Annotated in this window: 14 protein-coding genes; 3 read left to right on the plus strand and 11 right to left on the minus strand. The window is 60.4% G+C overall.

All coding sequences use genetic code 11. The features are described 5' to 3' along the window. Window positions 1-201 precede the first annotated feature (201 nt). From ribB to ACQZ5N_RS26065, 3 genes are all read right to left on the minus strand, one after another. On the minus strand, window positions 202-1,302 hold the full coding sequence (ribB, locus tag ACQZ5N_RS26055) for a 3,4-dihydroxy-2-butanone-4-phosphate synthase (protein ID WP_003521085.1): 1,101 nt from the start codon (window positions 1,300-1,302) through the stop codon (window positions 202-204). 93 nt (window positions 1,303-1,395) lie between these two features. Further along, window positions 1,396-2,490 carry a chorismate synthase gene (gene aroC / locus ACQZ5N_RS26060; RefSeq protein ID WP_059760826.1) on the minus strand — a complete coding sequence of 365 codons (1,095 nt, stop codon included), beginning with the start codon at window positions 2,488-2,490 and terminating at the stop codon, window positions 1,396-1,398. Window positions 2,491-2,650: 160 nt separating this feature from the next. Then, a complete protein-coding gene (locus ACQZ5N_RS26065) occupies window positions 2,651-2,899 on the minus strand; it encodes a hypothetical protein (protein ID WP_448734535.1) in 249 nt (82 codons plus the stop codon). Window positions 2,900-2,939: 40 nt separating this feature from the next. Here ACQZ5N_RS26065 and ACQZ5N_RS26070 point away from each other — a divergent pair, with 40 nt between their 5' ends. Next, window positions 2,940-3,200, plus strand: coding sequence for a DUF1344 domain-containing protein (locus ACQZ5N_RS26070; RefSeq protein ID WP_003521088.1), 261 nt, complete (start codon window positions 2,940-2,942; stop codon window positions 3,198-3,200). Window positions 3,201-3,452: 252 nt separating this feature from the next. On the opposite strand, the gene ACQZ5N_RS26075 is transcribed toward ACQZ5N_RS26070, so the two are convergent. From ACQZ5N_RS26075 to ACQZ5N_RS26090, 4 genes are all read right to left on the minus strand, one after another. Next, on the minus strand, window positions 3,453-4,046 hold the full coding sequence (locus ACQZ5N_RS26075; RefSeq protein ID WP_020812073.1) for a histidine phosphatase family protein: 594 nt from the start codon (window positions 4,044-4,046) through the stop codon (window positions 3,453-3,455). Between the two features lie 30 nt (window positions 4,047-4,076). After that, window positions 4,077-4,895, minus strand: a complete 819-nt coding sequence (fabI, locus tag ACQZ5N_RS26080) for an enoyl-ACP reductase FabI (RefSeq protein WP_003521090.1) — start codon at window positions 4,893-4,895, stop codon at window positions 4,077-4,079. Between the two features lie 131 nt (window positions 4,896-5,026). Continuing rightward, entirely contained in the window at window positions 5,027-6,142 is a 1,116-nt protein-coding gene (locus ACQZ5N_RS26085; protein WP_059760830.1) for a DnaJ C-terminal domain-containing protein, read from the minus strand. A 211-nt stretch (window positions 6,143-6,353) separates the two neighbouring features. Further along, window positions 6,354-6,803: an RT0821/Lpp0805 family surface protein gene (locus ACQZ5N_RS26090; protein ID WP_059760835.1), complete on the minus strand. Its 450-nt coding sequence runs from the start codon at window positions 6,801-6,803 to the stop codon at window positions 6,354-6,356. Window positions 6,804-6,859: 56 nt separating this feature from the next. On the opposite strand from ACQZ5N_RS26090, the gene pdxH reads away from it, so the two are divergent. After that, window positions 6,860-7,480, plus strand: coding sequence for a pyridoxamine 5'-phosphate oxidase (gene pdxH / locus ACQZ5N_RS26095; protein ID WP_003521093.1), 621 nt, complete (start codon window positions 6,860-6,862; stop codon window positions 7,478-7,480). A 174-nt stretch (window positions 7,481-7,654) separates the two neighbouring features. Here pdxH and ACQZ5N_RS26100 read toward each other — a convergent pair whose 3' ends face one another. After that, a complete protein-coding gene (locus ACQZ5N_RS26100) occupies window positions 7,655-8,434 on the minus strand; it encodes a sulfite exporter TauE/SafE family protein (RefSeq protein ID WP_448734536.1) in 780 nt (259 codons plus the stop codon). Window positions 8,435-8,588: 154 nt separating this feature from the next. Here ACQZ5N_RS26100 and ACQZ5N_RS26105 point away from each other — a divergent pair, with 154 nt between their 5' ends. After that, window positions 8,589-8,894 carry a pyrophosphohydrolase domain-containing protein gene (locus ACQZ5N_RS26105; RefSeq protein WP_003521095.1) on the plus strand — a complete coding sequence of 102 codons (306 nt, stop codon included), beginning with the start codon at window positions 8,589-8,591 and terminating at the stop codon, window positions 8,892-8,894. Window positions 8,895-8,948: 54 nt separating this feature from the next. On the opposite strand, the gene ACQZ5N_RS26110 is transcribed toward ACQZ5N_RS26105, so the two are convergent. The 3 genes from ACQZ5N_RS26110 to ACQZ5N_RS26120 all read right to left on the minus strand — a co-directional run bounded on the left by ACQZ5N_RS26110 (window position 8,949) and on the right by ACQZ5N_RS26120 (window position 10,571). Beyond that, on the minus strand, window positions 8,949-9,326 hold the full coding sequence (locus ACQZ5N_RS26110; protein ID WP_448734537.1) for a hypothetical protein: 378 nt from the start codon (window positions 9,324-9,326) through the stop codon (window positions 8,949-8,951). A gap of 138 nt (window positions 9,327-9,464) precedes the next feature. Further along, window positions 9,465-10,130 (minus strand): HAD family hydrolase, encoded by a 666-nt coding sequence (locus ACQZ5N_RS26115; protein WP_196379531.1) that lies wholly within the window; start codon window positions 10,128-10,130, stop codon window positions 9,465-9,467. Window positions 10,131-10,133: 3 nt separating this feature from the next. Continuing rightward, window positions 10,134-10,571, minus strand: a complete 438-nt coding sequence (locus ACQZ5N_RS26120) for a bleomycin resistance protein (protein WP_448734538.1) — start codon at window positions 10,569-10,571, stop codon at window positions 10,134-10,136. Window positions 10,572-10,910 lie beyond the last annotated feature (339 nt).

Consider the following 10,910-nt stretch of genomic DNA (forward strand, 5'->3'; position numbering starts at 1 on the left):
GCCCGAAAAAACGGCCGCCTGCCTGCATCAGCCGGGTTTGCGATGCCCGGCTGATGCATCCAGTAAACCACAAATCCTCCACACAAGCCCGAGGATGACCCGGCATCCAGCCGCCGCACGTCTGTGCGGCGAAAGAGTCTCTCACGATCAAGGGCTTGATCGTGCTGAACCCCGGATCGGGTCCGGGGTGACGGCCTTAAATCACCCGATATCCGTCGCCGAAATCTTGATGCCGAATCCTTCAAGGCCGACATAATGCCGCTCCCGCGTGGTCATCAGTTTGATGGAACTGATGCCGAGGTCCTTCAAAATCTGCGCGCCGAGGCCGATTTCCAGCCATTCGTTTTCGCGCGAACGGGCCTGCGCATGTGCCTCGTCCGGATCACGCGCCTTGCGACGTCCGGCTACCTGGCCGACGCCGACCGAGCCTTCGCGCAGATAGACGATGACGCCGCGGCCTTCTTCAGCGATCTTCTGCATGTAGTGCCGCACCGGCTGGCGGTCGCCGAACACGTCGTCGGCGACATTTTCCGGGTGCAGGCGCACGGGAATGTCGATGCCGTCGCGGATATCGCCGAAAATCACCGCCATATGCTGCATCGGATCCCAGGGCAGGGAATAGGTCTGTGCCTTGGCGGGTCCGAAGGGCGTTTCGATGGTGAAGGAGGATTCCATCTCCACCAGGGTTTCCTTGCGCTGGCGATAGGCGATGAGATCGGCGACCGAAACGTGCTTCATGCCGTGTTTTTCGGCGAAATCCAGCACCTGCGGTCCGCGCATCACCGTGCCGTCGTCATTCACCAGCTCGCTGATGACGCCGATGGGCGGCAGGCCGGCGAGCCGGCAGAGATCGACCGCCGCTTCGGTATGGCCGGAGCGCATCAGCACGCCGCCCTCGCGGGAGATCAGCGGGAAGATGTGGCCCGGCCGGGTGAAATCGGAAGCGCCAACATTGGGATTGGCAAGGTTGCGCACCGTCAGGGTGCGGTCATCGGCGGAAATGCCGGTCGTGGTGCCGTGCTTGAAGTCGACGCTGACGGTGAAGGCCGTGGTATGCGCGCTGTCATTTTCCGCCACCATGGCGTTGAGGTTCAGCCGCTTGGCTTCCTCGCGCGGCATGGGCGCACAGACGATGCCGGAGGTGTGGCGCACGATCAGCGCCATTTTCTCCGGTGTGCAGTGAACCGCCGAAATGATCAGATCGCCTTCGTTCTCACGATCGTCGTCATCGGTCACGACAACGATTTCACCGGCTTCGAAAGCGCGGATGGCGTCCACGACGCGTTTCTGGTCATAGGCCATGGCGATCCCCTTATTTGAGAGCAACGGCACGTTGCTCTCCGTTTTTGTTTCGGTATCGGATTTTCCGAAAACCGCTTCGCACTTTTCGGTCCTCTACCGGCGGCCGGTCTGGCCGCGATCCCTCAGATAATGGTCGGCAACGGTGCAGGCGATCATCGCTTCGCCGATGGGCACGGCACGGATACCGACGCAGGGGTCATGGCGGCCCTTGGTGCGCACATCCACATTGTTGCCATCGGTATCGATGGAAAGACGCTCCGTCAGAATGGAGGAGGTGGGCTTGATGGCGAAGCGGGCGATGACAGGCTCGCCGGTCGCGATGCCGCCCAGAATGCCGCCGGCATGGTTGGAGAGGAAGATCGGCTTGCCGTCATTGCCCATGCGCATCTCATCGGCATTTTCCTCGCCGGAAAGCTCGGCGGAGGCGAAACCTTCGCCGATCTCCACGCCCTTGACGGCGTTGATCGACATCAGGCTGGAGGCGATATCCTGATCGAGCTTGGCATAGATCGGCGCGCCAATGCCGGCCGGAACCCCTTCCGCCACCACTTCGACGACGGCCCCGATGGAGGAGCCGGCCTTGCGGATGCCGTCGAGATACTCTTCCCATACCGGCACCATGGCGGCATCCGGGCAGAAGAACGGGTTCTGGTCGACCTGATCCCAGTCCCAGTTGTTGCGGTTGATTTTGTGCTTGCCGATCTGCACCAGCGCGCCGCGCACATTGAGGCTCGGCACCACCTTGCGGGCAATCGCACCGGCGGCGACACGCGCCGCCGTCTCACGCGCGGAAGAACGTCCGCCGCCGCGATAGTCGCGAATGCCGTATTTCAGGTCATAGGTGAAATCCGCATGGCCGGGGCGGAAACGCTTGGCGATCTCGCCGTAATCCTTGGAGCGCTGGTCGGTATTTTCGATCAGCATGGAGATCGGCGTGCCGGTGGTTATCATCGTCTCGCCGTCCTCATCCAGCATCACGCCGGAGAGAACCTTGACGATGTCATCCTCGCGGCGCTGGGTCACGAAACGGCTTTGGCCCGGTTTGCGTTTGTCCATCCAGTGCTGCACCTCGGCAAGCGTGAAGCGAATGCCGGGCGGGCAACCGTCCACCACGCAGCCGAGTGCAGGCCCGTGGCTTTCTCCCCAGGTGGTAACGCGGAAAAGATGACCGAAACTGTTATGCGACATATTTTCAAAACCGGAAAACAGGGCGCCTGCGGTGAGCGCCGTTTAAAACAAGCGGATTTGTCTTAGTGGAAAATCCGGGCAAGGCAAAAGCCTTTCTTTCGCTGCGGCGGTATAAGTGCGGGACACGGCGTCCTGGCTGGAGACCCGCATGTCCGTGCCGTCATTCCTGGGGCAGCACGGGGATGAGGGCAACGGGGCGATTCGCGCCGGAGGAAGACGTTTTTCGAAATGACGAAAATGTAAAAGCGCCGTCGTTTTCCACGTTAATCCGGAGTTTTCCAATATTGCCGGGAAATGCGGTGTAAAAATCACTAACGGCTTGAACACGATCCCAAATCCGTTCATCAATTGGGCCGAAAATGTCATGGTTGCGGGCAATTTCCGCCACATTCGAAAGGCAATTCTTCATGCATGTAAGGTTTTCACGCAAATCCACGAAAGCTAGATCGATGCGTATGATGATTGCCGCCCTTCTGGCCACCGCCAACCTCCTGATGCCCATCAACGGCTACGCCCAGAGCGTCGACGTGGAAGGCACGATCAGCAAGATCGATGCGAATGGGCTGAGCATTACGCTTAACGACGGCAAGACCTATCGCGTGCCGGAAGAGTTCAATTTCGAAGGTCTGAAAGCGGGCGTGAAGGTCGTGGTTTTCTACACGGAAGTGGATGGGAAACGCGTGGTCGACGATCTTCAGGTCGTGCAGTAAGCACCAGCCCCTCACGCGAAAACCTCCGTTGTGAAACGAGCGGATGCCTCTTGTTTCTTCTCCCCGAGGGGGAGAAGTCCGCGGCAGCGGGATGGAGGGGGCAAGGGTGCGGTCTATCGCTGGCGTTGCCCCCTCATCCGGCCCTTCGGGCCACCTTCTCCCCGGCGGGGAGAAGAAATACGCGGCGGCCTTTGCGCTAAATATACGGGCTGCTCGAGTAGGACGACGCAGAGGGTTATGCCCTATGATCCCTCACGAAACCCACTCCGCGCTGTTCCTGTCGATCTCGACCTTCAAAATCCGGTCCTGCGGAATTTGCGTCCTTGACGCCTCGTCCTTGTCCATGCCGGAGACCAGCCGGAAGATCGAGCGGATGACGCCGCCATGGCAGACGCATATCGTCGGAACCTCGACGGAGGAAAGCCATGCGCCGATGCGCCAGGAGAGGATTTCATAGCTTTCGGCATCCTGGCCGGGGGGAATGAAATCCCACTTGTTGGCTTTGCGCGCCTTCACCCGGTCCGGGAACTCTTTTTTCAGCTCCGGCAGGGTTTGCCCTTCCCAGTCGCCGAAGGAAACTTCGATCAGGCGATCGTCGGTACGATAGGCCTTCGGATCGAGGCCCATCGCGCCGCGCATCAGTTCCATGGTCTCGCGCGTGCGCCCGAGCGGGCTCGCCACATAGTCGAAATCCGTGGCCTGTTCTCCCAGCAGATGCGCAAGCAGTTTGCCGTTACCGACCGCCTGCTGGCGGCCGAAATCGTTGAGCGGAATGTCTTTCTGGCCCTGAAGCCGGCGTATCGCATTCCAGTCCGTTTGTCCGTGCCGGATCACATAGACGAGCAAGGCGATACCCCGTTCTTACACTTTTCAGGCTCAGTCCTTGACCACCGAAATGTCAGGCGCATCCACCGCCTTCATGCCGATGGTGTGGTAACCGGAATCGACATGGTGGATTTCACCGGTCACGCCGGTCGAAAGGTCGGACAGCAGGTAAAGCGCCGACTTGCCGACTTCTTCGATGGAAACGGTGCGCTTCAGCGGCGCATTGTATTCGTTCCACTTCAGAATATAGCGGAAGTCGCCGATGCCGGAGGCTGCAAGCGTCTTGATCGGGCCGGCGGAAACGGCGTTGACGCGGATGCCGCGATTGCCGAGGTCGACGGCGAGATAACGCACGCTGGCCTCGAGAGCAGCCTTGGCCACGCCCATGACGTTGTAGTTTGGCATGACCTTTTCGGCGCCGTAATAGGTCAGCGTGATGATCGAGCCGCCGTCGTTCATGACCGGCTCGGCGCGCTTGGCAACGGCGGCCAGCGAGAAGACGGAAATGTCCATGGTGCGGTTGAAATTATCGCGGCTGGTATCGAGGTAACGGCCGGTCAGCTCATCCTTGTCGGAAAAGGCGATGGCGTGCACGACGAAGTCGATCTTGCCCCAGTGCTTTTCCAGCCCGGCAAAAACCGCATCGATCGTCTCGAGATCGGTCACATCGCAGTGACCGGCCATGAAGGCGCCCAGTTCCTGCGCCAGCGGCTCGACACGCTTCTTCAGCGCGTCGCCCTGCCAGGTCAGCGCAACTTCCGCGCCCGCGTCGGCACAGGCCTTGGCGATGCCCCAAGCGATGGAACGATTATTGGCGACACCCATGATGAGGCCGCGTTTGCCAGCCATGAGGCCGGATGCCTGAGCCATTTTATGCTCCCTAGTACTTTTGATCGGTCCTGCCTATGGCATAGGCTGCAATCCTGTTCAAGATTGCCAAAGATCATCAACTGTTAGGGAGCGTAACAAAGGGTGCGTTGTCCCGGCTATTCGCAAAACTTTCACAAATAAAGGCCTTCGCGCATGTGCCGCATCAGGTCGGTCACCTTTTCATCCGGCTTTTCCAAGAGAACGATGCGCAATTCGATGACGAGATCGCCCTGTCCGCCCTTGCCGTCGGCGAGGCCCTTGCCGGTAAGCCTCAGCACACGGTCGGAGCCGGACCAGGCCGGAATGGTGATGTTTTCCTCACCGAGCGGTGTCCTGACTTTCGTTTCACACCCCAGAACCGCGTCGCTGAGCGATATCGGCAGCGTCGTGTGAATATCGAAGCCACGAAGGGAAAAGGCGTCGTCACGGGCGGTCAGCAAAGTCACGGCAAGGTCGCCGCGCGCCATGTTGGGAAGCTTCAGACCCTGTCCCTTCAGCCGCACCACGTGTCCGTCGGTCATGCCGGCTTCGAGCTGGAAGCGAACCTCGCGTTCGTCGGCAAGCGACACGGTCACCCACTTGTGTTCCAGCAGATCGGCGACCGTGACGGTGGCCTCCGCAGTGATGTCCGGCGCTTTTTCGGGAGCCGGCTGCTGCGTGCGGAAACGGCGCACGAGAGCGCTGAAAAGATTGGCGGCGAGCGATGCGGGCGCTGTCCTGTCATCGCCGGCTCCGGGCTGTGCGGTCTCGCCGGCGCCCGGCATATCGCTTTTTGCGGCGCCCGCGGCAGCCTTTGCCGCTTCGGCCGCCTGCTGCACCTTGGGATCGTTCTGTGCTTCCGCGCCAAAAATCCGTTCGACGATATCTTCGGCGGTTTCCGCCTTGGCGTCGGTTTTCTGGCCGGTCTGCGCCCGGTTGCGGGCGTCCGCACGGGCCAGTTCCTCCATCAGCTTTTCGGCGGCCTTGGCGCGCTCGGCAGCCTCGCGCGCGGCTTCCCGCTGCTGCATGATGGTTTCGCCGCGCTGCTTCTTTTCGGCCGCCCTGCGGGCCTGATCGTAGAGATCGCGTTTTTTCGGGTCTTTGAGAAGATCGTATGCCTGCCCGATCTCGGCGAATCGCGCCGAGGCGTCGGGATCGTCGCGATTGGCGTCCGGATGGACGGTTTTCGCCTTCGTGCGCCAGGCGGCCTTGATTTCCTCGTGGCGGGCGTCACGTTTTACGCCGAGGATCGAATATGGATCGCGCATGCGAAACACCAGTTACGTTGGCTCAGGCGCTGCCGCCCTTCATGGCGCAATCCTGAAACTAACCCCTCCGAAAAGGGATGCCCGCGATCATTCGCCTGCACGCCCTCGGTTTAATCAACGTCGACTGTTGCAATAAGTTGCTAATCACTCCTTTACGGAGGAAGCGCGCCGCACCCGGGCCGGCTCTATTCCATATTTAAGGGTAAACAGATTATTTCTGCTCGAAGCGGGTCAGCAGCCATTCACCGGTTTCCGACAGGCAGGCCTGTCCCGAATAGCTCGCAACGCCCTCGAAGGAGTGGCGCGTCGTCCTGAAATCGCGGCAGACGAAGCCGCTGGATTTGTCTTCGTGAATGGCGGTGACGACGCCGGCACTGCCGGTGGCGGCATTGGCCCAGGGCAGCGGCTGGTCGGCGAGCTTAGCGAGATCGGCCGACGTCACCGCATTGCGGATCGTCGCATCGTCCGTCTGCGGCGCATTGTTCGGCTGGTTGGGAATGGAGGCCGTGGAAAGCGAGCGGTCGACCTTGTCGCCGCCGAACAGGTCGAGGCTGACGCAGCCGCTCAGCACCACAAGCATTGACACGACGGCGGAAACTTCCGCTACCGACGAAAGGAGGCTCTTTGTTCGACTGTTCGACTTTGCTATGACGGTCACCATCTTTCGCCAGAGATCATCTCTGGGGTCCAAATCAGCTCGGGAGCATTTTAGTCAATATGTCGGAAACGGGGTTAACATCCAGTGACTTCACGGAAGAAAATGAACCGTTCACGCTTTTTGCCGAATGGCTGAAGGATGCGACGGCTTCCGAAATCAACGATCCGAACGCGGTAGCGCTTGCCACCGTGGACGAAAATGGCCTGCCGAATGTGCGCATGGTGCTGCTGAAAGGCGTCGACGACCGCGGCTTTGTTTTCTACACGAATTTCGAAAGCCAGAAGGGCCAGGAGATCCTCGGCCAGAAAAAAGCGGCCATGTGTTTCCACTGGAAAAGCCTGCGGCGACAGGTGCGCCTGCGCGGCGAGGTGGAGATCGTGAGCGACGAGGAGGCGGATATCTATTACGCCTCGCGCCCGCGCGGCAGCCGCATCGGCGCCTGGGCTTCCAAGCAGTCTCGGCCGCTGGAAGGCCGTTTCGCGCTGGAAAAGGCGGTGGCGGAATATACCGCCAGATATGCCATCGGCGATATTCCCCGCCCGTCCTACTGGTCGGGTTTCCGCATCCGGCCGCTCAGCATCGAATTCTGGCACGACCGCAAGTTCCGCCTGCACGACCGCATCGAATTCCGCCGCGAGACGCCTGACGGTGCATGGTCCAAGGTCCGCATGTATCCTTGATTGCGGCGAAGGCGTTCGGGTTGTTGGTGAAATCTCACGCCAAACTCGACGTCATCCTCGGGCTTGACCCGAGGATCCATGGTCGCGCCTGATTGTGGATCCTCGCCTCAAGGGCGAGGATGACGGAGAAGGAAGCACACTGCTGTTGCAGTTGAAGGTAGTCCCTGTCTTCGCCTATTTCAGCAGCGAATCGAACAGCGGCAGTCCGATGACGGCGGAGATGGCGATCAGCCCATAGCAGATGCGCCGGAACGCCGCCTCGTCGGCAAGCCCGTGCAGTCGCGCGCCGGCATAAAGCCCGGCCCCGTAAAAGGGTAGGGCCAGCAGGAAAAAGACGAAGACATCGGTGGTGAACAGGCCGCTGACAAAATAGCTGCCGGTGGAGATCACGGTCGAGATCGCGAAATATAAGATGACATTGGCGCGCACGAAGGCGCCTTTGAGGGCGCCGCCGAGCCAATAGGCGACGACCGGCGGACCGCCCAGTTGCGCAGCCCCCGAAAACAGCCCGGCCAGAAACCCGGTGAAGAGGGTCAGCGGCGTCTTCGGCCGGCCGCTGTAACGCCAGCCGGAAAGCAGAAACAACAGCAGCATCACGACCACGGCCGAGATGATCCAGCGCAGTGTCAGCGGATCGCCGTTGGAAAGCAGCATGGTTCCAAGCGGCACGCCGACAAAGGCGCCGGCCGCCATGATGAAGACTTCGCGCCGGTCCGCCATGCGCCATGCGGGCGGTATCATGCCAAGCGTCAGCACGGCGTCCACCACCAGCAGCACTGCCGAGGCGACACGCGGCCCGACGATGGCGCTTGCGAGCGGGATGAAGATGAGCGCCGCACCGAAACCGGAAAAGCCGCGGGCAAGGCCGGCGAGAAAGGCGGCGCCCGCAAACATGGCGAGCAGCATCGGACTATGAGCGGTGATGAGGGACGAGAAAAAATCGAGGTGGGACATGGGCGATGGCACGGTTGTTCGAATATCTTTTCTCTATCCCGCTTGCATGTACATGTCGCGGAATTTTCAGTTCATGGCTGCGTGACGCCCTGACGGGTCGACGCCGTCAGAGAATCATGATTAGAGTTGTAGCGCATGAACAAAGGATGAACAAATGTTTGCTGACATGATGCCTCGGTTTGAAGAGGCCTCGCAAAAATATGCCGCTGAAAACGGAATATTCCGCGACCCGGACTGGTACATGCTGAAGCTTCAGGAAGAGGTTGGCGAGGTCACACAGGCCTGGAATCGGCTGACAGGACGGGGGCGCATTAAGGGCAGGAGCAAAGAGGAGATGAAGCGGGATCTGGCCGACGAAACCGCCGATCTGCTCGGCCATGTGCTGTTGCTGGCCCATTATAACGGTCTCGATATTGAAGGAGCGATCGAGCGTAAGTGGCGTTTCAAGCCGGGGGCGTGACGATGCGCCGAACGGCGGCTTGATCCTTGCGGTATCTCGCCTCTGGCGATACGGCTAGGAGAGGGCGACGATAAAGAACAGGATCGCAAGAGCGGCAGCCACAGGCGTCATCACCAGCCGCTCCGGGCGGCTTTTCGACATTGCGTTCAATCCAGCGCTCACTGCCAGATAACAGGCGATGATCCAGAGGCCGGGTTCGATCCAGCCGGACGGCCAGATGTCTGCATAACCCGCCTTTTGCAGCGGAAAGGACGCAAAAAAGGCATAAATAAGCGGAGCCGACGCGCTGGCAATCCTTTGCCGGACCGGCAACACCCGGTGCGCACCGCCCCAGGCAAGGCGTCCGAAGGGTGCACCGGCTGCAAGGGCAATCTGGAATAAGGACAGAACCAGCAGTATCAGCGTTACGAGCGACACGGCAAAAGGCGGCATGATCACTCCGGTTATGGATACGCTGACAAGGGCGCTCGGCCAATCTCGGCGTTACAACCGAGATGAGCCTCATCATGAAGCCGGATGGCTAAGGACATATGACGCCTCTCCGCGCTTTCAGCCCGATTCTCATCTCACTCAGGCCTGCGCCTTTTGCAGAAGGCCGGCCACCGCATGAAGGTCGCTTGCAACGGCAATGCACTTCTCCCGCATTTCCTCGGTCGGCGGCGCCACGTCCGGCACCATGATCGTCATCATGCCTGCCGATGTCGCGGAGCGCACGCCTGAATAGGAATCCTCCAGCGCAAGGCAGCGGCCCGGATCGAGGGAAAGCCGTCGGGCTGCGGTGAGATAGGGCATGGGTGCGGGTTTCGGTTCGGTATAGTCGCCGCGTGCGACGATGGTGTCGAAACGTCTGAGAAGATCGTGGGGGCCGAGATGGCGCGTCACCGAATCGTGCCGCGACGAAGTGGCTATGGCGCGGCGGATATCGAGCCGGTCGAGAAGATCGAGAATGTCGATGACGCCCGGCTTCAGCGCCACGCCCTCCGCCATCATCACGCCAAGATGCCGGAGCCAGGCGTCGCGGAAGCTGTCGATGGGAAAATCCGCGCCATAATCGGCAAAGATGGTGCCGGTGATGACGTCCCACGGGCTGCCGCAGACCTTCTGATAGGTCTCGACCTTCATTCCGTGGCCGCCTTCATCCGAGGCAGCCAGAAATGAATCGCGATAGAGCCTCTCGCTCTCGATCAGCAATCCGTCCATGTCGAAAACCACGGCCTGCGGAAGAAAAGGCAGCATGGCTTAACCGAACCGGAAGGGGCGTTCGCCGAGGCTCTCGAACGGGCGGATCAGATAACCGTCCGGATCGGCGACGATGAATTGCCGGTTGCCCACTTCGACCGTGCCGCGCCTGTACCATTTTTCCTCCAGCGGCATGACGAGGTCGATGGAGGATCGCTCCAGCCGGGAGAGAATCGGTTGCAGGGAGGGAACGGCGAGTTGCAGGTTCATGCCGCGGCCGAGTGGAAATTCGAGCGCGGCATTGTCCGTCACGAATGTCCGGGTCGCGCCGATCTGGTCGATCATCAGCTGGGCATCTCCCAGCGCCAGATAGGTGAAACCCTCCTCGAGACGCTCATAGACCACATGAAAACCGATCAGGTCGCAATAAAAGGCGCGGCTTTTCTGCCAGTCGCTGACGGCAAGTTCAGGAACGAGGGCATTTCGTATGATGGTCATGGTCTCCTTTGCCGCGCAGGCCCGGGGTGGGAGGAGGGGCCTGCCATGAGGGATGATCTTACCGTCTTCCCGGCCGCATGCCAGAGGAAACCTCATCATGGCAGCCATGTGCGGGGTTATGGGCTGACAGGGCGGCGAGAGGCTCAGTGCGGTTGCGACTCTTTCTGCCGTCATTCCAGCCTTGAGCCGGAATCCAGCCAGCCCAAGTCCTTGGGCTGAAAAGAGTCGTCCCGCCGCGCCGACGCGCGTCGACTGGCAACTGTATTGGCGGATATTATTCTCAGGGTGTCCTGAATGTGGTTTTATCCCTGAGCATGGCGTTTGCGATGACGAGCAGTT

The organism is Agrobacterium sp. 22-221-1, assembly GCF_053522445.1.